A 20,249-nucleotide genomic window follows, 5' to 3' on the forward strand; every position below is an offset into this window, starting at 1 on the left:
ATCCGAGCCTCGCGTCGGCTCATGGGGCAACTTACCATTTGGCGTCATCTTGTTGACCGCCTCGGGCAAATCCCGGGTTATCCTGCTGATAAGTTCCTCGCGCGAAAGGCCGGTCTGCATTGAGAGGGACGTCAGCGTGTCTTCGTCTATTGCCGCTTCCACGTCGCTCGGCTGGATAGGCTGGTTTGGCCCGGTGCCAACCCAAGAGTCGACCTTCGATCCTGCCCCTGCCCCCCTGAATCGGTCCAGGATGTCACCAAGGGCTGTCCCCGAGACGCCATTCGAAATCTGATCCAGAATCCCGCCTTGCGGGTCGTTTGGATTACGATCTCTCGCCTCACGGATCATGTCGCCGATCTTGTCGCGATTCTGGTACGCTAAGACGCCAAGCATCGCGATCGCCAATCTTCCCAGATTTGCCATTTTGGTCTCCTCCACGGTTCAATGGAGGAAGGGCTCAGCTTCACAAAGGTTCCGCGAGCGACGATCTAATGTTGTGGGTATCGTTGCGGCGCTGTCCGGGGGCGTCCGACTGAGATGAGAGGGCCGCTACGAGGCTACGCTTGCGCTAAAATGTGGTGGATCGCGGGCTGCCGCAACGAGCTATTGGCTCCATCCAAGAAGCTTACAGATTTGCGCCTTGCCCACGTTCAACGCGCCGACCGCTAATAGGCGGTCGCGAGCTCCAGGGCATCAGCTACAGCGCACCAGAAATAGGCAGCTTCTCGACGGTAAATGCCATTTGATTATCTGCCTTGGAAAAGGCGCGTGATCGTAGAGGACCACGCGCCTTCCAAATCAGTAGCCGTCGGGGCACCGAGCCACGTAAACTCTTCCATACCTATCGCGGTATCTGCACTGGCCGGCTTCGCTGGCGTGACCAATGACCGCCCCGGCTATCGCGCCAACTGCGCCGCCAACAACCGCGCCTTTGACCGGGTCGCCTGCCACGGCGGCACCGACTGCTGCGCCGCCCAATCCGCCGACGGCAGCGCCTTGTTCGGTGCGCGAACATGCTGAGAGCGGGACAAGTAGACTCAAAACAAGAAGTGTCTTTTTCATAGATTCCTCCTAAGGCTATTATTAGCCATGACTTAAATGCGCGACCGGTTTTTTTGATCCAACGACGCCCGCTGCCAGCAAGCGAAAATCAGATCGGGCATGCCTTCGTCAGTCATTGGGCTTGATTTTCATACGGCGTGGGGCGTTCACCATCGCAGCGCCGTCTCGTTCAATGCTATCGACGAGCTCGCGGGCTTGGTCGGGGTCGATGCCGGTTTCCCTCGACAGGAAGAAGACACGAAAGGACTTCTCCTCAGATGGAACAGGCGCAATACACTCGCCCCCGTCTTTGCCCAGACGCTTGGCACGCTTCCACGGTGCGCGTTTCCTCTGGGCAGATGCCGTGACGGGTCCGACCGATATGGCCACGTCGTCTGCTGGGCCAGAGACGCTCATGATCGCTGTCCTCGGTTTGCCGCTTCTTCTTCGAGCACGATAAGCTTTTCCCGGATCTCCTCCGGCTCAGCGTGCTCCAATCCGACAACATCGTTTCTGGTTTCATCCAGTGAAACGATGATCTCATCGAGTTTGGCGTGGATGGCGGCTGTGTCTCGATAGCCCTGAATAAGGACGATGCCCGTGATCACGATGGCCGCTACTGAAAGCGCATAGGTAACTACATTTGTCATGCCAAAGGGCACCAGGGCGGTGCATGCCACCATGGCTATCATGATGACGTAGAAGCCCGGTGGCCGCGAAAGAAAATCGGCAGCCGCGAAAAGGATGCGGTTCATGTCGTCCCCACGGTCAACAAGGCAATCAGGGAAGCGAGGGCGACGCAGATTGGCACTGCCGCGAGCAAGCCTGCCTCCAGGAAGCGGACTTCTTTGTCTCGAAGCATTAGTTCACCCCACGCTCACCAGTCAGGACAGAGGGTTCGATCGCCATTTTCCGCTGCAGGAGAATCCTCTCAGCGCAGCAATGGGCCAAGCAGATATTGGGATCGTCAGCCAAGGGATATTCCAATCATTAGGAACGCGATGGCCGCAAAAATCGGCGCGAGAAGCCAACGCGCTTGGCCAACACTTCTATCCATAGGTTCCTCCTGCAATCTGCATTGAACAACGAGCGCAGGGAGTGGCTGTTCCGGGCAGGACAATCCGCAAGACCATTGCGTCTCGCAGTCAGACGTTCGTCCGGCGTCGGCCCGACCGAAGCCTGTGCCGAGGGACGTTTGCAATCGGGACAAAGCAAGCTGAGCGCTCCGGACCGAGAATTCGCATGCCGTTGAAACCAATCACGATCAAGCACGTTCGAAGAAGCGATGGCGTTGTGGAGGCTGTTTCAAATGATGACAGACGACAGGAATAACGCTGGCTACCAGGATCGCACTCAAGTCAGCGGCGACCAGGAATACGAGGTTGGTTATTTCGCAAGCAAGTTTGGCCTTTCAATCCCCCAGGTTCGAGAGCTGATCGAGAAACACGGGAACGACCGTGCAACCTTGGAGCGTGAAGCCAAACAGCTCGGCAACAGGTGAAGGGATGGCGCGATATCAAGTGGACGAGCTCTACGGCGATGAAGTTGTCACCTCACGCGATGCAGATGCAGAAGATGCGCTAGCGGCCGTCGAGGCAGTGACAGGAAAGGTGATTTCGCCACGGGCGTTGCAAGAGCACTGGTTCAGAGTCGTGGACGAGGGAGGAAGCGTCCACGAATTCAGCCTGGACCAAGAGCAGCAACCTGCCGACTTTGCCAAATGACGAGCTGGCAGCAAGGAGGTGCGATGGCAAAACCAACGACGAGCGCTGACCCCGATTCGGACATCTGCCCTTACGAGTTGAATTTTTTCGCCGAGAAGCACGGCCTGTCCCGGGAGATGGCCGAGGTTATTTTGCACAGCAACGGACCCTCCCGTGCGCGGTGCGATTATGCGGCGGCAGCATATCTTCGCTTCAAGGGTTTGAGAGAGGGGAGAGCCAAGCCGCCTGCCACGAGTATCAAATCCTAGATTGCCATCCCGGAAGGCGCTGATGTGCAACTGGCTTGAGATCGGAAGGACCAAGCGATGCAAAAAAATACGATTTGCCTTTGGTACGACAAGGACGCCGAAGCTGCGGCTCGATTCTACGCCGAGACCTTTCCTGATAGTGCAGTGGGAGCGATCCATCGTGCGCCAAGTGACTTTCCGTCCGGGAAGAAGGGTGACGTCTTGACGGTCGAATTTACCGTCGCTGGCGTGCCTTGTATCGGTCTCAACGGCGGCTCGGCGTTCAAACAGAGCGAAGCCTTCTCGTTCCAGATCGCCACCGACGATCAGAATGAGACCGACCGTTACTGGAATGCCATCGTTGGCAATGGCGGCCAGGAAAGCGCCTGTGGCTGGTGTAAAGACAAGTGGGGCGTGTCCTGGCAAATTACACCGCGCACACTGACGGAGGCGATGGCGGTCGGCGGCGCCGAGGCCAAGCGCGCGTTTGATGCGATGATGGACATGAAGAAAATCGACGTGGCAGTGATCGAAGCGGCGCGGCGCGGCTGAGGCAGCATCGCGCCGGGCGCCAATCTGCCATACGTGCACGTTCCAGCTACGTGGCACTAGGTTCCTCATTCAGGCAAAGAAGTTCCAATGCAAGTGGCACGCGAAGCCTGGTTTCTTGGCAAGGATAGCATCGTCGGATTTATCAACGACAATGCACTTAGCCACGGTGCGGCGATGGCGTTCTATGCTGTTACGTCCCTGGCGCCGATCCTATTAATCGTCGTTGCGATTGCCGGACTCGTCTTCGGGCATGAAGCAGCTCAACTTGCCTTGTCGGCCGAAATTGCAGGCGTGATGGGTACGCAAACCGGGGACCTTCTGCGCACGACCATCGAAAGCGCTTCTCGTAGAACATCTGGCACTCTTGCAACGCTGATAGGCATCGTCACCCTCGTCGTCACAGCCTCAGGGGTGTTTGGCGAAATGCAGGTTTCGCTTAACAAGATCTGGAAGATAGAGCCTCCCGCCATGTCCTTGTCGCGACTTGTTCGGGCGCGCGCAGCCAGCCTTGGCCTGGTTGCAGCGTTGGGATTTTTGCTGCTTGTCTCATTGGCCGCGAGCACTGCGATTTCTGCGCTTGGTGCTGTTATCAATGACCATCTGCCGTTCGGCACATTCATCCTCGCATCGATAAACGGCGTTATTTCATTCGTCCTGATCTCCGCTCTGTTTGCCGCGATCTTCAAAATTCTGCCAGACCGATCCCTCGAGTGGCGCGATGTCGGAATTGGTGCGGTGGTCACCGCTTTGCTCTTCACCGTGGGCAAGTCGCTGATCGGCTGGTACATCGGAACCAGTGCGATCGCATCCTCCTATGGCGCGGCGGGTGCGCTCTTGGTCGTGCTGCTTTGGGTTTACTATTCCTCGGAGATCTTCTTGCTCGGAGCCGAATTCACGCGAGCCTATTCGGTGCGTCTCGGCAGTCGGTCCGACCTTCAAGGGATAGTGCATGCGGAGAAGGCTCCGCCGAAGCAGGTATCGAACCTCGGGACAATTCACCAACGCGAGGTACAGGCGTGGATTGTGATCACCGGCGTGCTGACCATCGTGGCGACAAGGCTATTGCGATCGCGGCGATCTTAGCTCCTTTCCCGACCAACTCTCTTTCCCTTGGAACGCAACCCGGACACGGGCATTGCATAGGAACAGGAGGTTTTCTCATGCCGAAGTTTCGCTTTGAGACGACAACATCTGGCCAGACAACCGCCTTCGAGGAAGAACTCGCTAGCGCGGATATGGCCAGTCCGAGAGCGATCGAAAAGGCACGCGCAGCAATCGTGGCGGACCCCGGGTCTGGCACCGAGCAATCGGGGTCAATTACCAAGGTCTACGATGAAGCCGGATATCTGGTCGCCACCGTCAATTTTTCCGATGTGCTGCCTGTCGATCCGAACGCCTCTTCAGATGGGATTATCGAGTCCCCTCTCGAAGAGCCAGGTGTGACGCGATCCGGCTGAACTGGCCAAATCGTCTGGAAACCCTCAACAATTGAACCCTCAACACCCCGCGTGTGTTCTCCGGCAAGATAGACGGCGATGCGACCATCTAGTTCGACTGCCAGTTTTGGAGGACATCTTTCAGGTTGACGGTTTCAAGCTGCTCGCTGAACCGCGAGCGATAGACTTCCATGAGCGCGTCGTGGGTCTGGTCGGCTGAGCTGCAGATGGCATCGGAAACCAGAATGACACGGAAGCCGCGGTCAACCGCACCTAGCACCGTGGCCAGAACACACACGTCTGTCTCTCCGCCCGTGACAACTAGAGTATCCACCTCCGTGCTGGTGAGTAGTGCGTCAAGCCGGCCTTCCGTCCAAGGCGAATAGACGGCCTTGTCGACGACCTTCGCCGGCGGCACGAAACGCGCTAGTTCGGGCATGATCTCCACCAGCGCCGGATCAATATTTTCGAGCGTGGCTTCGGCCCAGCGTCGGTAATAGTGAACCCACATGCCCATACCCTCGCCCGGTCGTGCCGCTGGAATGAAGCGTGTGAAGATGGTGCGCTCTGCATGCCGGCTAACAAGTTCCTCGATGGCGGGCAGCACATGCTTTGCCCATGGTATATGCCATGGGCCCGCAGCGCCAAAAAGGCCTTGCATATCGACACAGACGTGAACCGACGCTTGGCTGAGAGGGCCGTGGACAAGACCGCGAGCTGCCATCATCAATTCCCCCGCCCGCAATTGCCAATTTGCCTCAAAGCGCTGTGTTGTCATTGGCCTGCCGGGCGGCTTCGGCCTCGGCGATGTCGATCGTGCAAAGCTCATTGCCGGCCGGATCGCGCATTCGTACCAGCCATCCAGTCAGGTCGTCATCGCCGGGTTGCAGATCGACGAGCATGTCGATCGCGCAACGAATTGCTTCGGCGCGAGCGGCCTCAAAAGTTGGCATCACGGCAGGGGGAACCTGGCGGACATGGCTCCCATCGCGATATTCGAACGTGTAAATGTTGCTCTCCCCGGTGTGGACGTCGTCGAGTTTCGTATCCGATGCATCTTTCCTCTCGACAGGCATCTCGAAGGTTGCGGCCTGGACAAGCAGGGCTTTTGCACGGTCGATTGCACCGAGAGCGCCATCGGCGTCTTCGCCTCGCGCCATTTCGACGGCGACAGATTCCCCGCCCTCGCCCTCAAACACCACGCGAATTAGAGGCAGGCCTGAGGACGCGGCGGCCGGTCCAATGTTGATACCAACAATCTGCATGGGAAATCCTTCAATTGTTCGGTGACTCAGGCTTGCGGCCGATCAGCGATTTAGCTCATCGTCTTGCTCGTCAGCGCGGCCGATAAAGTCGCTGGCAGCGGCCAATACTGCTAGGAACGCAGCGGCGTATCTGGCAAATCCGAAGGTCTGCGCGGCGGCTAGTTTCGCACCATGCACATGCTCAGCGAGAAACGCGTCCGCTGCATTGCGGGCTTCAGCCCCAGCCTGGCCGAACAGGTCGCGCTCTTTTGCCGTGGGCTCAAACGCCTTGCCAATAATGTGGCCGATCAACAGCCCTCCCGCAGATCCGGCGAGCACCTTCGCCCGCGTCAAGTTTGTCACCGCCTTGTGCGTATGGGCTTCGTATCGAATTGACGCTGCGTCCGAATGCGCGGCGCCGGCAACCAAGTCGACAGCCTCATGATCGGCGCCTGCTGCGACGCGGGCACTTCGCCTGCCCGCGTCGAACACGGCAACTGCGCCCAACGCGACCGCTGCGGCCGTGCCGCCGTTATCCTTCACAGCGTCGGACACACCGCCAAGGAGCTTCCCAACCTTCTGCTTCGCGTATCGGGTCGACGCATCGACCAGATTTCGGGGCTGCAGCCGCCGGCTAATTTCTCTGACCGGCTCAAACAAAGCCTGGCGCTCTGTTCGGCTTTGCAACATGATCTCTCGCATCTCTTCATTGAGTTGAGCCAAAACGCATCCCCTGTTTTAATGCTGCGATGTCAGTGCGCACCTGGTTGACGGTCTCGACCGGTGTGATGGTCCATCCGGCAAGCGTTCGCTTGGCAAGATAGAGCAGCAGCACTCCGCCCACCCCCAGCAAAGCACCGACGACCAGGCAAGCGACCATCGGATTTACGCCGAACTGGATCATCGCGAGGATCAGGAACTGGACCAGGGCAAAGGCTGCCAGGACAAAGAGCGCCAATGCAGCGATTCCGCATGCTCCTGACGAGACGATCGTCGACGTCTTGACCTTCATCTCCGCCTGGAGAAGACGAAGATCGAGCCGCATCAGCGAAGCGAACTGGCTCAACCCTTCGCTGAACAGGCTCCCCAAGGAGCGGCGATCGGAACCATCATCCATTTGGAGTGCTCCTCCTTCAGGACCGATCGGAGCTTCGCATGATGCGGGTGAGAACCACGCCGGCCAGGATGCCTACGCCGAAGAAGGCTGCAGGCTGGCGCTGGGCGAATTTTGTAACGGAATCCAGCAATTCACCGACGTTTCGGTCCCTGATATCCGACGAGATCCGTTCCACGCCTTCGGCGGCGGTGCGGACCATGCCAGCAACCTGAGGTGATTGCTTCTCGATTCCATCGGCGGCTTCCTTGACGGAATGGGCAATGTTGGCGATCGCGTCGGCGCCGGCGGTCTTGTTCGACTCCACCGCTTCCTTGAACGCCCCAGCAGCATCTGATGCCACCGAGCCGGCATAATTTTTCGCGTCGGTCGAAACCGACGCGGCGGCGGTTTTGAGGTGGGTTGCAGTTTCGGCCGCGCTCGACTTCAATTTTCCGAGCGCTTCCTTGCTTTTGCCGGTCCGGCCGGTATCGGTCTCGTCCTGCCATTCATTCTCATTAGATGACCCGCTGAGGTCGTTGGTAATTGGCGTGTTCACGATTTTTCACTCCTGTTGTCGCGAATTGATGTCGTGAATTGAACTCGACCAACAGCAACCAGTTCCTGGCGGAATCGAATATTCCTGATCCACCAGCTCGTGAGCCGTTGGCGCCGGGCACCGCGGGTCCGAGTTCACTTCGGATGGAACTTCAGGGCGCAAGGAGGGTCTCAAAGGTCAGGCCGGGAGGAGACGACAAAACTGCAGATGCTCAACGCGTGGGTTGTCTGGTTTCAACCGGGACAGTTGTCTTGCAGGCGCTCATGGGCTCGTCGAGCGATTTAGAAAACTCGCTGTTGGTCTAGGCCGTGAGCTGGTTTGGGCACAGCCACGGAAATCCACTCAAGAGGATACGGTGCTGACATCAAGCTCCTCGCACATCCTTTCGTTTGCGCTAAGGAACAAAAGACCGTCCAGGCAATTCCCTACAAAGAAAACCGCCATTGAGCAGGTGATGATAGGGAGGAAAAGATGGGCTTTCTCGCAAAATATTTCTCTGGCCTTCGTGTTAAAAAGCGGGCCGAGAAAGAGAAGAGTGGCGACATGCGTAAGGCTACGGGCGCGGGTCCAGCAATAGCAGCACACTCGAAGGACGCCCAGACCGCGGCTGCTACTGGCCAGAATCCCACCGCCGCAAGGAAGAGATCAAATGGCTAATGTACAACCGTGTGCAGCCTCTCCGCCAATGGATGGACACTGATCCCCGTAAAGGCGAGCCCCCAACGCGGTTTTCAGAACTCTACGCTAGCTAATCGCGCCCTGAAGAACCCGCATTGGACCTCTGCGAGGGAACGAATGATTCTTCCGCGAATTATTAGCGGGCGCTAATAAATTTGTGGGAGGGATATAATGGGGAGTCCAGATTGCCGTCGCGTCGGGCGGATTCCATTCCGATGATCATTCTCATCATGCTTTCCGCCCGCTAGGATGTCGCTCCTGGGATTGAAGGCGGTGGCATTTGGCTGACAAAGGGCGCCTTAGAGTCCTCGTTGTTGAGGACGAAATACTTGTCGCCATGCTCATCGAAGACATGTTGGCGGATCTGGGATTTGAAGTTCTCGGCCCGGCTATGCGCCTTGACGCTGCGCTAAAGATGGCACTGGACGAAAGTTTCGATCTTGCCGTCTTGGACGTCAATTTGGCGAATGAACAATCCTTTCCCGTGGCCCAGCTTTTACAGGAGCGAGGTATCCCGTTCGTTTTCGCCACTGGATACGGGCTGCGAGGGCTGGACGAGCGCTTTAAAGAAGTCACGACACTTCAAAAGCCCTTTGAACCGGACCAGCTCGCGAATGCAATTTCCTTGGCCCTCCCTTCCAAAGACGAGGGTAAATAGTTTCACTTTTTAGATGGCACTTGCTTAGTCTCAGCATGGTGTTGGCGGCCTGAACAATGTGGGGATGTAAGTTGCCTCGTCTGTCGGCTCGATTGTATCTACTAAGCCTTATAACGGCCGCCGTTGTGCCTGTCTGGCTCTTTGCCGCTTACCTCCTCGCCCAATACGCCTTGAACGAGCGGTCGCGTTTCGAGAGTGAGGCACTGCAGGTCGCGCGCCAGATATCACTCGTGGTCGAAGGCGAGATTACAAACCTCGCCACAGTGGTCGACGGCCTTTCCAAGTCATCCCCTATGTCTGGGGGCGACCTGATGACGCTGCACAAGGAAGCCACTCGCCTGGTGCTGGGTACGGATCGGGTCATCTTGCTGCGCGACTTGGGCCGCAACCAGTTGATCAATACTCAATTGCCCTTCGGCGCGGCTTTGCCGCCCGTCACAGCGTTGTCGACATCGGAAATCGCCAAGGTCAAATCCAAACTGCCGATCGTCAGCAGCGTCTATGCCGTCTCGGGAGAATATCGGATTGCCGTCGCGATCCCTGTTCGTGGCCCCAAAGGCGAAGAATGGCTTCTCGCCGTCTCGGTCCCTACCGCCCACATTCGCGACGTCATGATGCCGGCGGTGCCCGAAGGTTGGACGATCGGCGTTGGCGACCGCGAGGGCGCCTATGTGGCACGATCCAGACTCCACGAGGAGATGACCGGTAAGCCGGGCTTGCCAGAGTATCTTGAGAAGGTCGCCGGACGCTCGGGCACGTTCACCTCCCGAAACTTTCAGGGCATGACACTGCTTGCCGGCTACTACCGTTCCGGCGCTTCCAACTGGTTCTACACGGCAAATGTTCCGCTCTCTGTAGTCCAGGCACCCCTTTGGCGATCTCTTGCTGCGATCGCTGCGCTCGCCCTTGTGGCGATGCTGATCTCTTCCGCACTCGCCTACGTTGTCGGGAACGGCTTCGCCAAGGCGGCCCGCGATCTGGCTAGCCGCGCTGATGCGCTGGGCCAAGGCCGACCGGTCACCGCCATGTCCACCGCGGTCTCAGAGTTTGCAGTGGTCGCTGACGCACTTGTCGCCGCAGAGCGCGCGCTTGCCGAACGCGAGTTCGAGCTGGAAGCTGTCCTGGAGACTGCTCCTGCGGCGGTCTGGTTCACATATGATCCACAAGCACGCCAAGTGATACGCAATCGCTTCGCCGCGGAACTCATGGGCTTGCCTACCGACACTCGCAAATCCTTCGGCACGACCGATTTGGTCATCGACACGATCGCCTTGCAGGATGGGCACACTGTGAGCCGCGAAGATCGGCCGCTCAGCAAGGCGATGCGCGGCGAGCAGACAGACAATCAGGAATTTTCCTATATCCTTCCGAACGGCGTTCAACGGACACTTCTGTCGAGTGCCCGCCCGATCCGCGGCACCTCTGGCAAGGTCATCGGTGCGGTGCAGGTCAGCCTCGACATAACCGAACGCAAGCAGGGCGAAGAACAGCGTAGGCTCCTCGTCAACGAGCTCAATCACCGTGTGAAAAACACCTTGGCAGTTGTTCAGTCCATCGCGAGCCAAACCCTGCGCAATGCCACGAGTTTGCCAGAGGCGGGGCGCTCGCTCGCAAGCAGGCTTGTCTCTCTTGCCAAGGCACACGATATCCTGACGCAAGAGAATTGGAGCGGCGCCGGTCTGAAGGATGTCGTCGAGGCAGCACTTTCACCGCATGCCAATACGGATCGCTTGCAAATCTCAGGGGACGAGGTCTGGCTTTCCCCCAGTCTGGCGTTGTCCCTATCATTGGGTTTCCATGAACTCGCCACCAACGCAATTAAATACGGAGCACTTTCGTGCAAGGAGGGAACCGTCTCGATCTCCTGGGCAACAAGCTGGCAAGAGCAGAGGAAGCACCTTCGAATAGAATGGCGCGAGCTGGACGGCCCTCCTGTCGCGGCAATCGAGCGCAAAGGATTCGGTACACGAATGCTTGAGAGGCTTCTCGGGCCAAAATCTGCAGGGACCGTTACCATCACGTTCGAGCCGACCGGTCTCGTTTGCGTTTTTGAGGTTCACCTGGGAGAACCTGGGGGGGCACGCGTCTTGAGCCCAGCGCGAGGTATCCCCGCTCGCGCGATTTGATTATTCCAGCTTGCACACCAGGTCCAATTGGACTCGAAGCGAGTTGCATTGACCGTCGAGCCCGCGCCCAAACGAACCAAGGCTGGTGCGGATCGTCGTTAGCTATGGCGATGTCATCAACGGATGCCGTCAAAAAGCAGATTGCAGAGGACCTGCGGGGCTGAACTGGAGCCATGCTGCGACCAAGAAAGGCCAGCGCGACAACGCCAGCCCATGGGGGATCAACTCTTCCAAAACGCTGTCATGTGTATGAGGCTCCTCAAACCGACCTTAGTTTCATGCGCGCTTTGTTGTCGGCTAGAGTTGGGATTCGATCGGAAGGTGGCGGACCAGGCCCGCTAGGATACGGCGAAAGAATCCGGCTTCTGGTTCGTGGATATAGTCTTGGAGCTTGCCTTCGTCGCATCCATGCCAGTGCAGCACGCTGCCTTTCAGTTCGAGCCGATAGCTAGCCTCCGGAGATATCTCTGATTGGAACCGATGCCGTAGCTCAGCGACCAATTTCGCATCCTCGAAGAGCACGCCCATTTCCGAATTCAATGACACTGACCGCGGATCGAAATTGAAGGAGCCGACGAAGCCGGTCTTGTCGTCAACGGTGAAAGCCTTCGTATGCAGACTGGCGCCTTTTGAACCAAACACCGAAATTGACGGCTGACGGCTGAACGGTTGAAGCTCGAAAAGTTTGACGCCGTTCCTCAGCAGCCGCTTGCGATAGTTTGCGTAGGCGCCGTGGACCGCGGCAACGTCTGTGGCGGCCAGGGAATTGGTCAGAACCGAAACGTCAACACCAGTGCCGACAAGGTCCAGCAACATCGCTGTGCCTCTTTTGCCGGGGATGAAATAGGGCGACACAATTTCCAGACATTCGCGCGTAGATTGAATGATGGGACGCAGCTCTTTCATAAGCCAGCTGCGACGTCTCCAGCCACGAACCTTCTCTGGTGGATCGGAAATGACCCGCACGCCTTCCACCCAGTGAACATCGTTGCTGGCCGCGATAAATTCTACGACAGAGCCTCGCTCCCCTATGCCGTTCAAGAATTTTGACTCGGTTTCGGACTCGTTCACTTCAAACCGTTTGACCTGCTCATGCTCCGTCGCTGAACCAAGCGTCTTGATTGGCTTGGATTCCTCGCATGCCCAGAAGGCATCAAATATCGCCGCCGTTTGCTGTACTGCAGGCCCCATGAGCAGCATGTCGAGGTCGCGGAAATTGGTCTCTGCCGCATCGAAATAGGCGTCGCCAACATTGCGACCGCCGACAATGGCAAACCTGTCGTCGGCGATCCAAGCCTTGTTGTGCATACGTCGTGTCAGTGCAAAGAGCCGCAACAGCACTTCCACACCACGCACGATTCGGCCGCTCCTGATTCCGCTTGGATTGAACAACTTCAGTTCGATGTTTGGATGATTGTTCAGCGCCAGATAGGCAGCATCGTTTTTGCGCGGATTGACGTCGTCAAGGAGCATGCGGACCCGCACGCCGCGCTCAGCGGCTCGAAAAACCTCCTGCAGCAGCAAGCGACCGGTGTGGTCATCGTGCCAAAGGTAATACATGAGGTCGAGAGTGCTCTCTGCACTTCTCGCCGCCAGCACGCGCACGGCGAAAGCGTCATAGTTGTCCGACACAAGCAGCAAGCCACTCTTGCCGGCCTTGATGTTGTCGTCTGCGGTTTGAGAAACCGATACGTCCATGAAAATTGGCCACCTTCGGACGGCGGTCGCAGCCGGCCTTGTTCAAAATCATAGCAAGAACCCGTCAGTGCGATTCTGGTTGCATGTCCCAGCCGTCTGACAGGGACGACAGCGCGACATCATCGCCGAAGGGCGATGTCCATTGCCTTTTCCAAGTCTTCATCAAAAAAGGGCTTGGCCGGGCGGGTCGCACTTGTCTGTGTGCCAGACGGAAGTTCGGCATAACCCATGGCAAGAATTGGAAGGTCGGGCGCTCGGTTCTAACCATGTCGATCAGGTCAGCGCCCGTCATCCCGGGCATGGCATGATCGGTGATGAGCAAATCCAGCTTCGGTTCGTTCTTCAGGATTTCCAGCGCCCGGGTCATGGGCAATTTCTTACCGCTTCCAATCAGGCTGGTTGATGGCCAAACCGTATTGGTCTCTTCGGTCTGCGACGCCGAAAAGGCACTCCTGGGACAGTGGCCCAACAAGGGAGCGGCGGCTTACCGCGATGCCTGCAGGCTGATCGCGGCCGCGAGAGAAGGGAGTTGTAGCTCCGCCATCGCTTTCGTGGCGTTCAAGGCGGCTGCGATCGACCAGCGCCTGCTGCAACCGACAAACAAAAGTTCTGCACTCAGGATGTTGGACGATGTGACCTGCCGACCTGACGGTCCCGGTACGCAGAAAGCCTGCTGCCGGGAGACGGACCGCTTCCGGGAAGGCAAAAACCGATTCGCCCGTATAATCAGTTGCGCGCCGGAACAAAGCCCTCAGGCACTTGTTAGCTCCTCAGCACGATGGGTGCCTAACGAGGATCCTATCCATGAAAAACCGTATGCTTCTGGCTATGGCCGCGGCTACTGCCATGACCTTCGCCTTGCCCGCTTTCGCTGCCGACAGCGCGCAGGATTTTGTCGACAAGGCCGCCGTCGGTGGCATGTTCGAAGTCGATTCCAGCAAGATCGCCGAAGGCAAGGTGCAGGACCAGGCCGTCAAGGATTTTGCGCAGAAGATGATCGACGATCATGGCGCAGCCAACGCCAAACTTCAGACCATCGCCGGCGAACAGAAGCTGACCGTCCCCAAGGAACTGGACGCCAAGCACAAGGCCGATCTCGACACTCTGCAGAGTGCGAAGGACTCGATCGACAAGCCCTATGTCCAGATGCAGCGCGATGCGCATTCGGAGGCGGTCACCCAGTTCGAGAGCTATGCCAAGGACGGCGATAACGCGCAGCTGAAGACCTTCGCCTCCGAGACCTTGCCAACGCTCAAGATGCATCAGGAGATGATCGAGAAGATCGCCGCCACTGGCAACGCTGCGGCAGCAACGAGCTCGACAACCCCTGCCGTGACCACGACCGAGACCGCCAACCCGGCCGCTCCCGTTCCCGGCGCCAACTCCTTCACCGAGGACCAGGCCAAGAGCCGCATCCAGGATGCCGGCTACTCCGATGTGTCGAAGCTGACCAAGGACGAGCAGGGCATCTGGCGCGGCCAGGCGACCAAGGACGGCAAGAACACGACCGTCGCGCTCGACTACCAGGGCAACGTCGTTGCCGGCGCCAACTGAACCGACTGAAACCAGATCGAGGAGATCAAGATCATGAAAACCGTAACCGGACTTTTCGACAATTACGATGATGCTTCCGATGCCGTTGGCGAACTGGAGGCGAGCGGCGTGCCCCATGCAGATATCAGCATCGTCGCCAACAATTCGGACGATTGGTACGAGGATGGCGACACCTCCAAGGCGGCGGATGACGCAGCCGGCGGTGCCGGCGTTGGCGCCGTCATCGGCGGCGCCGGCGGACTACTGACCGGGCTTGGCCTCATGGCCATTCCGGGCGTGGGTCCGGTCGTGGCAGCCGGCTGGCTGGCCGCCACCGCTGTCGGCGCCGTGGGAGGCGCGGTCGTCGGTGGTGCGGCCGGCGGCATCGTGGGCGCACTGACCGATTCCGGCGTGCCGGAAAGGGATGCACATGTCTATGCCGAAGGCGTTCGCCGCGGCGGCACAATGGTGACGGCCAAGGTCGACGACGATCTGGCCGCAGAAGCCGAGCGTATTCTCGGGCAGGCGAACTCGGTCGATCTGGAAGAGCGTCGCGGGCTGTACGAGGCCGATGGCTGGACCCGCTTCGACGCCGACGCCGACCCCTACGGAGACATTGAAGCGCAGCGCGATAAAGTCCGCAACGCCAGCCCGCTCTGATCATCGATGCCCCGCCGCCGAAGGCGGCGGGGCATCCTCACCACGCACGAATCCGTCCACTCGCTACCCAAGGAACCCGTCCATGTCCAAGTCTCCAGGCCGCGTCAGCAATCAGGCTGTCATCCACGATCAGAAGCTGGTTCGAGGCGAAGGGGGAGAATTGCATCAGATTGCCGAGGGCGACGTTCCTGTGCTGACCACCGCCCAGGGCGGACCGGTCTCCGACGACCAGAATTCACTGAAGATCGGCGCGCGCGGACCGACGGTGCTCGAAGACTTCCATTTCCGCGAGAAGATCTTCCACTTCGACCACGAGCGCATCCCCGAGCGCGTCGTGCATGCGCGCGGCTATGGCGCGCATGGCTATTTCGAAACCTACGAGTCGCTCGCCAAATATACGCGCGCCGACCTCTTCCAGCGCGCCGGCGAAAAGACGCCGGCCTTCGTGCGCTTCTCCACCGTCGCCGGCAACAAGGGGTCGTTCGACCTGGCGCGCGACGTGCGCGGCTTCGCGGTCAAGCTCTACACGCAGGAAGGCAACTGGGACATCGTCGGCAACAACATCCCGGTGTTCTTCATCCAGGACGCCATCAAGTTTCCCGACATGGTCCACGCCGTGAAGGAAGAGCCCGACCGCGCCTTTCCGCAGGCGCAATCGGCGCATGACAATTTCTGGGACTTCATCTCGCTGACACCTGAGTCCATGCACATGATCATGTGGGTGATGTCGGACCGCGCGATCCCGCGCTCCTTCCGCTTCATGGAAGGCTTCGGCGTCCACACCTTCCGCATGCTCAACGCCAAGGACGAATCCACCTTCGTCAAATTCCACTGGAAGCCGAAGCTCGGCCTGCAATCGGTGGCGTGGAACGAAGCGGTGAAGATCAACGGCGCCGACCCGGATTTCCATCGCCGTGATCTCTGGGACTCGATCAAGGCCGGCGCGTTTCCCGAGTGGGAATTGCAACTGCAATTGTTCGACCAGGACTTTGCCGACAGTTTCGACTTCGACGTGCTCGACGCCACCAAGCTCATCCCCGAAGAAATCCTGCCGCCGACCCCGGTCGGCCGCCTGGTGCTCGACCGCATGCCCGACAATTTTTTCGCCGAGACCGAGCAGGTCGCGTTCATGACCCAGAACGTTCCCCCCGGCATCGACTTTTCCAACGACCCGCTGCTGCAGGGCCGGAATTTCTCCTATCTCGACACGCAGATAAAGCGGCTGGGCAGCACCAACTTCACCCACATCCCGATCAACGCGCCGAAATGTCCGTTCCACAATTTCCAGCAGGACGGCCATATGGCCATGCGCAATCCAACCGGCCGGGTGAACTACCAGCCGAACTCCTTCGGCGAAGGCGCGCGGGAATCGCCGCAGCGCGGCTTTCGCTCGTTCCCTGAGGCCGAGCAAGGTCCCAAGCAGCGCATCCGCGCCGAAAGCTTCGCCGACCATTACAGCCAGGCGCGACAGTTCTACATCAGCCAGACCCCGCCCGAGCAAGGCCATATCGCGGCCGCGCTGACCTTCGAACTCAGCAAGGTGCAGACGCCTGTCATTCGCGAGCGAATGGTCTCCCACCTGCTCAACATCGATGAAGGGCTGGCGGGCAAGGTCGGCGACGGGCTTGGCCTGAAGGCGATGCCGAAACCGGCCGATGCGGCCATTGCCACCAGGCAGGATCTGGCCGCTTCACCGTCGCTGAGCATCGTCGCCAACGGCCCCGATCGTTTCGAGGGCCGCAAGCTCGGCATACTGGTGACCGACGGCACAGATGCCGCACTGCTCAAGGCGCTGACCGATGCACTGACCAAGGCCGGTGCGGTGTTCGAAATCATTGCCCCGAAGGTCGGCGGCGCCAAGGCCAGCGACGGCAGTCTGATCGAGGCGCAGCAGATGATCGGCGGCGGTCCGTCGGTGCTCTACGATGCGGTCGCCTTGCTGCCGTCGAAAGCGTCGATGGCCGATCTCGTCAAAGAGTCCACGGCGCGCGATTTCGTCGCCGACGCTTTCGCCCATTGCAAATTCATCGGCTATGTCGAGGCCGCACTGCCGCTGCTCGACAAAGCCGGCATTGCCGACAGCCTCGACGAGGGCTGCGTTGCGCTGTCCGGACCCAAGGATGTCGCCGGCTTCATGTCGGCCCTCGGCGCGCTTCGCCTGTGGGCGCGCGAGCCGAAGGTGAAGATGGCGTAGGCCCGCTTGGTTAGCGCGGACAAGGAGTGCGACATGAACGATGACAGCGACCGGACGAAGGTCACAGGCAAGGCGTTGCGGGTCGACGACAACAGTGCGGGCGAGCGCGACGAAACGTCCTCGCCGACGCCGACGAAGCCGCGCACCGATGCCGAACCGTCCAAGGTTGAGGGCAATGCTCTGCGGGTGAACGACAACAGCGTCGAGGGTGAAGAGCCCGCCCCTTCGCCGGTCCCTGCTCGCAAGGAGTGAGCACGACGGGCGAGCCCGTAAGCTCGTCCGCCGCCAACGCTAGCGCATCAGCCCAGCTGCGCGCAGCGCATCCTCGATGACCTTGGCAATTCCGCCTGCCGTGCCGCGTGCGTTGGCAGGCTCCGGTCTAGGATCGACACGGACCGTCCGGGGTTTTTCCTCCGGCGCAAAGGGCTGTAGTGCGGCGCCTGAAGTCGCTTCGGCTTTCGCCTTTCGCCGCACGTCCGGCTTGGTCAGCTCCCAGAAGCGGGCGATGTGGCGGGTCGAGGAAATCCCGACATCCAGCATGAATGGCCCTGCTTTGCCGAGGCCATCGTCGCCGCTCGTCTTCAGCGGCGTACCATGGCCCATGCCGGCGATTGTGTATGCCTCGAGCACGTCGCGGCCCTGGCCGTCGGACCAGACTTTTCGGGTCTGACCGTCGACCTTTTCCGTGCGTGTCGGCCTCTCGCCGACGCCGTGCACGCTCTGCCATTGCGCCAGCACCGCGTCCGCATTGGCCGGCACGACGGTGGTGTCGGCCGAGCCGTGCCACACCGAAATCCTCGGCCACAGCCCCTTGTGTGACGAGGCCGCCCGCAGCAAGCGCTGCAGCTCGGTCCTGGACGGGCCGCCATGGCCGCGCATGCGGTCGAAGGCGTCGGGGATGGTCGAGGCGCTGCCATAGGCAAGCCCGGCAATGATCGCGCCGCCGGCAAACACTTCAGGGTAGGTTCCCAGCATCGCCGCCGCCATGGCGCCGCCGGCGGAAAGACCGGTGATGAAGATCCGCTTGCGGTCAAGGCCATGCGTGACGACAGCCGCCTCGATCATCTGGCGGATGGACAGCGCCTCGCCGCTGTCGCGGCTGATATCGCCCGGCACAAACCAGTTGAAGCAAAGATTGGCGTTGTTGGCGCGCTGCTGTTCGGGGGACAGCACGGCAAAACCATGCTCGGCGGCTAAATGGTTGCTCCACGAGCCGTCTGGAAGGGCTTCCTGAAGCTTGGGGCAGTGGCGTGCGGCGTGATCGCCGAAGCGCAAGACGGTTTAAGGAAAGCGAGAAGATGCTTTTGATCCAACTGACCCGCGAACAATGCCGTGCTGCGAGGGGCCTGCTCAATTCGCCGCAGGCCAGGCTGGGCGCAAATCAAATGTGAGCGAAGGAACGGTTCGCGAGTTCGAAAGTGGTAAGCGTGTCCCTAGCCCGACAAAATCAGCGCAATACAATCGGCATTCGAGCTGGCAGGCGTTGCTTTCCTGGGCGATGGCGAGACAGCCGAGGTAGGGCCAGGGGTTCGGCTCAAAAAGCCCCCGGCTCCACGCCCAGTCATTCGAGATGGCGAAGCCGGCATCATCGACAACAGCGAAATGTAGGATCAGACGCGACTCATCAGGTCTTAAAGCTGAAGATCGGCGGCATTTCATGGCCGCGTCTTCTCTTCGCCCCTCGGCCGCGCCCGAGGCGGATTCTGGCCATCTGACTGGTGTGTCTTGTCATCGACGTCGTTTACAGGACGCGTCAGCCCAATCCCGTCTTTCGGCTTCTTGTTGCCAGCCGCGTCTTGCGAGAACGCGTCCGAAGGGTCCGGGCCGGTCCGGGTCGGATATTTCGTCGCTCCGGTTTCGCGATGGTTTTCGTTGTCGGGCATTTTGATCCTCCTGGCTGATGGATCGATAACCACGCCAGACGCCAAGGAGTTCCGCGCCTCATGGAACATTCCTCCCGGCAGGTCGTTGGCCAGCAAAGGAGATCGTTAGAATGGGCAGCATCAAAAACCTCAACAAGGCGATCATCAAGGACCCTGAAAGCGCCGGCGCCAAGACAAGGATGCCGGCGGAGCCCCCAAAACTGCGGGAGCTGCGAACGGGAAGGCAAGCCCTTCTACCGATCCGTTCTCAAACCGGCGGAGCGATGCACGGCCGGTAAGCGGCAAGACACCGCGCCCAACCGAGAAGCCCGGAGAATAGTCATGCCGCCCAGACCAGAGCCGACTGACGACCCGCCGGTAGACGCACCAACCTGGACGCCGGACGTACGTGAACCTGATCCCGATCTTCTTCCGGATGAGCTACCCGTCCCCAATCCCGACGAAACCGTGACCCGCCAAAGCGAGCTCTGACAGCGCGGCGGCGACGTCTACTGGTGGTTGCCTTTGTGGGGCGGTTCGCTTCTCAGTCAAAGGCGCTCCGCTTCGCGTCGGCCTCTGTCACTGCCAGGATTGTCGGCGCGTGAGCGGCAGCGCGTTCAACTTCTTTGGCGTTTGGTCGCGATCGGTTTATGAAGGAACGGGAACCCTCACGACATTTGAAGGCCGAAGTTTCTGCTCCGTTTGCGGTTCCCGTGTCGCATCGCTTCGCGATGACGAGGCGGAGACCATGCTCGGTGCTCTCGACCTTGCTCCCAGCGATATCATCCCGGGCTACGAACTCTGGCTCGGGCGGTGGGAACCGTGGCTGATGAATCGGCCATGGGCCGAACAGTATCAACACGATCGCGAGTCTCGCACCATCGACGCTCCGTCGATCGAACCTGACGTTCCACCGCCGGCGCATCAGCCCGAGACATAGCGTCGTCCTTGTCGTTGCGGTGGT

At 59.5% G+C, this 20,249-nt stretch carries 24 protein-coding genes and 2 pseudogenes; 13 read left to right on the forward strand and 13 right to left on the reverse strand.

What is annotated here, in order from left to right:
• From AC1D1L_RS06300 to AC1D1L_RS06315, 4 genes are all read right to left on the reverse strand, one after another.
• Window positions 1-423, reverse strand: a 423-nt coding sequence (locus AC1D1L_RS06300) for a YidB family protein (protein ID WP_477339785.1), incomplete at its 3' end; no start/stop codon positions are given.
• Window positions 424-798: 375 nt separating this feature from the next.
• Window positions 799-1,062, reverse strand: a complete 264-nt coding sequence (locus AC1D1L_RS06305; RefSeq protein ID WP_477339787.1) for a YMGG-like glycine zipper-containing protein — start codon at window positions 1,060-1,062, stop codon at window positions 799-801.
• 108 nt (window positions 1,063-1,170) lie between these two features.
• Window positions 1,171-1,458 carry a hypothetical protein gene (locus tag AC1D1L_RS06310; RefSeq protein WP_477339789.1) on the reverse strand — a complete coding sequence of 96 codons (288 nt, stop codon included), beginning with the start codon at window positions 1,456-1,458 and terminating at the stop codon, window positions 1,171-1,173.
• Complete coding sequence (locus AC1D1L_RS06315; protein WP_477339791.1) at window positions 1,455-1,796, reverse strand: low affinity iron permease family protein; 342 nt, start codon at window positions 1,794-1,796, stop codon at window positions 1,455-1,457. The genes AC1D1L_RS06310 and AC1D1L_RS06315 overlap by 4 nt, the downstream gene beginning before the upstream one ends.
• A gap of 554 nt (window positions 1,797-2,350) precedes the next feature.
• On the opposite strand from AC1D1L_RS06315, the gene AC1D1L_RS06320 reads away from it, so the two are divergent.
• The 5 genes from AC1D1L_RS06320 (at window position 2,351) to AC1D1L_RS06340 (ending at window position 5,001) form a co-directional block, all read left to right on the forward strand.
• Window positions 2,351-2,542: a DUF3606 domain-containing protein gene (locus tag AC1D1L_RS06320; protein WP_477339793.1), complete on the forward strand. Its 192-nt coding sequence runs from the start codon at window positions 2,351-2,353 to the stop codon at window positions 2,540-2,542.
• Window positions 2,543-2,561: 19 nt separating this feature from the next.
• Complete coding sequence (locus AC1D1L_RS06325) at window positions 2,562-2,765, forward strand: hypothetical protein (protein WP_477339795.1); 204 nt, start codon at window positions 2,562-2,564, stop codon at window positions 2,763-2,765.
• Window positions 2,766-3,070: 305 nt separating this feature from the next.
• Window positions 3,071-3,544, forward strand: coding sequence for a VOC family protein (locus AC1D1L_RS06330; protein ID WP_477339797.1), 474 nt, complete (start codon window positions 3,071-3,073; stop codon window positions 3,542-3,544).
• An 87-nt stretch (window positions 3,545-3,631) separates the two neighbouring features.
• Window positions 3,632-4,627: a YihY/virulence factor BrkB family protein gene (locus tag AC1D1L_RS06335; RefSeq protein WP_477339799.1), complete on the forward strand. Its 996-nt coding sequence runs from the start codon at window positions 3,632-3,634 to the stop codon at window positions 4,625-4,627.
• A 77-nt stretch (window positions 4,628-4,704) separates the two neighbouring features.
• Complete coding sequence (locus AC1D1L_RS06340) at window positions 4,705-5,001, forward strand: hypothetical protein (protein ID WP_477339801.1); 297 nt, start codon at window positions 4,705-4,707, stop codon at window positions 4,999-5,001.
• A gap of 88 nt (window positions 5,002-5,089) precedes the next feature.
• On the opposite strand, the gene AC1D1L_RS06345 is transcribed toward AC1D1L_RS06340, so the two are convergent.
• From AC1D1L_RS06345 to AC1D1L_RS06365, 5 genes are all read right to left on the reverse strand, one after another.
• Window positions 5,090-5,758 (reverse strand): cysteine hydrolase family protein, encoded by a 669-nt coding sequence (locus AC1D1L_RS06345; RefSeq protein ID WP_477339802.1) that lies wholly within the window; start codon window positions 5,756-5,758, stop codon window positions 5,090-5,092.
• Window positions 5,739-6,182: a DUF6894 family protein gene (locus AC1D1L_RS06350; RefSeq protein ID WP_477339804.1), complete on the reverse strand. Its 444-nt coding sequence runs from the start codon at window positions 6,180-6,182 to the stop codon at window positions 5,739-5,741. The genes AC1D1L_RS06345 and AC1D1L_RS06350 overlap by 20 nt, the downstream gene beginning before the upstream one ends.
• 105 nt (window positions 6,183-6,287) lie before the next feature.
• On the reverse strand, window positions 6,288-6,947 hold the full coding sequence (locus tag AC1D1L_RS06355) for a hypothetical protein (protein ID WP_477339806.1): 660 nt from the start codon (window positions 6,945-6,947) through the stop codon (window positions 6,288-6,290).
• Entirely contained in the window at window positions 6,931-7,341 is a 411-nt protein-coding gene (locus tag AC1D1L_RS06360; protein WP_477339808.1) for a phage holin family protein, read from the reverse strand. The genes AC1D1L_RS06355 and AC1D1L_RS06360 overlap by 17 nt, the downstream gene beginning before the upstream one ends.
• 16 nt (window positions 7,342-7,357) lie before the next feature.
• Complete coding sequence (locus AC1D1L_RS06365; RefSeq protein WP_477339809.1) at window positions 7,358-7,768, reverse strand: hypothetical protein; 411 nt, start codon at window positions 7,766-7,768, stop codon at window positions 7,358-7,360.
• 1,066 nt (window positions 7,769-8,834) lie between these two features.
• On the opposite strand from AC1D1L_RS06365, the gene AC1D1L_RS06370 reads away from it, so the two are divergent.
• Both AC1D1L_RS06370 and AC1D1L_RS06375 read left to right on the forward strand, forming a co-directional pair.
• Complete coding sequence (locus AC1D1L_RS06370; protein WP_477339811.1) at window positions 8,835-9,212, forward strand: response regulator; 378 nt, start codon at window positions 8,835-8,837, stop codon at window positions 9,210-9,212.
• Between the two features lie 125 nt (window positions 9,213-9,337).
• Complete coding sequence (locus AC1D1L_RS06375; protein WP_477339813.1) at window positions 9,338-11,338, forward strand: sensor histidine kinase; 2,001 nt, start codon at window positions 9,338-9,340, stop codon at window positions 11,336-11,338.
• A gap of 297 nt (window positions 11,339-11,635) precedes the next feature.
• Here AC1D1L_RS06375 and AC1D1L_RS06380 read toward each other — a convergent pair whose 3' ends face one another.
• Entirely contained in the window at window positions 11,636-13,036 is a 1,401-nt protein-coding gene (locus AC1D1L_RS06380) for a phospholipase D family protein (protein ID WP_477339815.1), read from the reverse strand.
• A 64-nt stretch (window positions 13,037-13,100) separates the two neighbouring features.
• A complete protein-coding gene (locus AC1D1L_RS06385) occupies window positions 13,101-13,403 on the reverse strand; it encodes a hypothetical protein (protein WP_477339817.1) in 303 nt (100 codons plus the stop codon).
• Here AC1D1L_RS06385 and AC1D1L_RS06390 point away from each other — a divergent pair.
• The 5 genes and pseudogenes from AC1D1L_RS06390 to AC1D1L_RS06410 all read left to right on the forward strand — a co-directional run.
• Window positions 13,402-13,554: pseudogene (locus tag AC1D1L_RS06390) on the forward strand (DUF982 domain-containing protein); the annotation flags it as partial. The gene AC1D1L_RS06385 and the pseudogene AC1D1L_RS06390 sit on opposite strands and share 2 nt — an antisense overlap.
• Window positions 13,555-13,840: 286 nt before the next feature.
• Window positions 13,841-14,590 carry a DUF4142 domain-containing protein gene (locus AC1D1L_RS06395; protein WP_477339819.1) on the forward strand — a complete coding sequence of 250 codons (750 nt, stop codon included), beginning with the start codon at window positions 13,841-13,843 and terminating at the stop codon, window positions 14,588-14,590.
• 33 nt (window positions 14,591-14,623) lie between these two features.
• Window positions 14,624-15,229 (forward strand): hypothetical protein, encoded by a 606-nt coding sequence (locus AC1D1L_RS06400; RefSeq protein ID WP_477339821.1) that lies wholly within the window; start codon window positions 14,624-14,626, stop codon window positions 15,227-15,229.
• Between the two features lie 82 nt (window positions 15,230-15,311).
• Window positions 15,312-17,423, forward strand: a complete 2,112-nt coding sequence (gene katE / locus AC1D1L_RS06405; RefSeq protein ID WP_477339823.1) for a catalase — start codon at window positions 15,312-15,314, stop codon at window positions 17,421-17,423.
• Window positions 17,424-17,456: 33 nt separating this feature from the next.
• The gene (locus AC1D1L_RS06410; RefSeq protein WP_477339825.1) at window positions 17,457-17,675 is read left to right on the forward strand and encodes a hypothetical protein; all 219 of its coding nucleotides are present in this window, start codon (window positions 17,457-17,459) and stop codon (window positions 17,673-17,675) included.
• Window positions 17,676-17,714: 39 nt separating this feature from the next.
• On the opposite strand, the gene AC1D1L_RS06415 is transcribed toward AC1D1L_RS06410, so the two are convergent.
• Together AC1D1L_RS06415 and AC1D1L_RS06420 are read right to left on the reverse strand one after the other, a co-directional pair.
• Window positions 17,715-18,698, reverse strand: a complete 984-nt coding sequence (locus AC1D1L_RS06415) for an extracellular catalytic domain type 1 short-chain-length polyhydroxyalkanoate depolymerase (protein ID WP_477339827.1) — start codon at window positions 18,696-18,698, stop codon at window positions 17,715-17,717.
• Window positions 18,699-19,078: 380 nt separating this feature from the next.
• Entirely contained in the window at window positions 19,079-19,306 is a 228-nt protein-coding gene (locus AC1D1L_RS06420) for a hypothetical protein (RefSeq protein ID WP_477339829.1), read from the reverse strand.
• Between the two features lie 499 nt (window positions 19,307-19,805).
• On the opposite strand from AC1D1L_RS06420, the pseudogene AC1D1L_RS06425 reads away from it, so the two are divergent.
• A pseudogene (locus AC1D1L_RS06425) lies at window positions 19,806-20,225 on the forward strand (GFA family protein); the annotation flags it as partial.
• Window positions 20,226-20,249 lie beyond the last annotated feature (24 nt).

The organism is Mesorhizobium sp. P2_D6, assembly GCF_056404315.1.

Excerpts from the sequence above, each read along its gene's own strand:
- AC1D1L_RS06305 (WP_477339787.1), bottom strand. The coding sequence starts at position 1,062 with ATGAAAAAGACACTTCTTGTTTTGAGTCTACTTGTCCCGCTCTCAGCA.
- AC1D1L_RS06310 (WP_477339789.1), bottom strand. The coding sequence starts at position 1,458 with ATGAGCGTCTCTGGCCCAGCAGACGACGTGGCCATATCGGTCGGACCC.
- AC1D1L_RS06315 (WP_477339791.1), bottom strand. The coding sequence starts at position 1,796 with ATGAACCGCATCCTTTTCGCGGCTGCCGATTTTCTTTCGCGGCCACCG.
- AC1D1L_RS06320 (WP_477339793.1), top strand. The coding sequence starts at position 2,351 with ATGATGACAGACGACAGGAATAACGCTGGCTACCAGGATCGCACTCAA.
- AC1D1L_RS06330 (WP_477339797.1), top strand. The coding sequence starts at position 3,071 with ATGCAAAAAAATACGATTTGCCTTTGGTACGACAAGGACGCCGAAGCT.
- AC1D1L_RS06335 (WP_477339799.1), top strand. The coding sequence starts at position 3,632 with ATGCAAGTGGCACGCGAAGCCTGGTTTCTTGGCAAGGATAGCATCGTC.
- AC1D1L_RS06340 (WP_477339801.1), top strand. The coding sequence starts at position 4,705 with ATGCCGAAGTTTCGCTTTGAGACGACAACATCTGGCCAGACAACCGCC.
- AC1D1L_RS06345 (WP_477339802.1), bottom strand. The coding sequence starts at position 5,758 with ATGACAACACAGCGCTTTGAGGCAAATTGGCAATTGCGGGCGGGGGAA.
- AC1D1L_RS06360 (WP_477339808.1), bottom strand. The coding sequence starts at position 7,341 with ATGGATGATGGTTCCGATCGCCGCTCCTTGGGGAGCCTGTTCAGCGAA.
- AC1D1L_RS06380 (WP_477339815.1), bottom strand. The coding sequence starts at position 13,036 with ATGGACGTATCGGTTTCTCAAACCGCAGACGACAACATCAAGGCCGGC.
- AC1D1L_RS06385 (WP_477339817.1), bottom strand. The coding sequence starts at position 13,403 with ATGACCCGGGCGCTGGAAATCCTGAAGAACGAACCGAAGCTGGATTTG.
- AC1D1L_RS06395 (WP_477339819.1), top strand. The coding sequence starts at position 13,841 with ATGAAAAACCGTATGCTTCTGGCTATGGCCGCGGCTACTGCCATGACC.
- AC1D1L_RS06400 (WP_477339821.1), top strand. The coding sequence starts at position 14,624 with ATGAAAACCGTAACCGGACTTTTCGACAATTACGATGATGCTTCCGAT.
- katE (WP_477339823.1), top strand. The coding sequence starts at position 15,312 with ATGTCCAAGTCTCCAGGCCGCGTCAGCAATCAGGCTGTCATCCACGAT.
- AC1D1L_RS06410 (WP_477339825.1), top strand. The coding sequence starts at position 17,457 with ATGAACGATGACAGCGACCGGACGAAGGTCACAGGCAAGGCGTTGCGG.
- AC1D1L_RS06420 (WP_477339829.1), bottom strand. The coding sequence starts at position 19,306 with ATGCCCGACAACGAAAACCATCGCGAAACCGGAGCGACGAAATATCCG.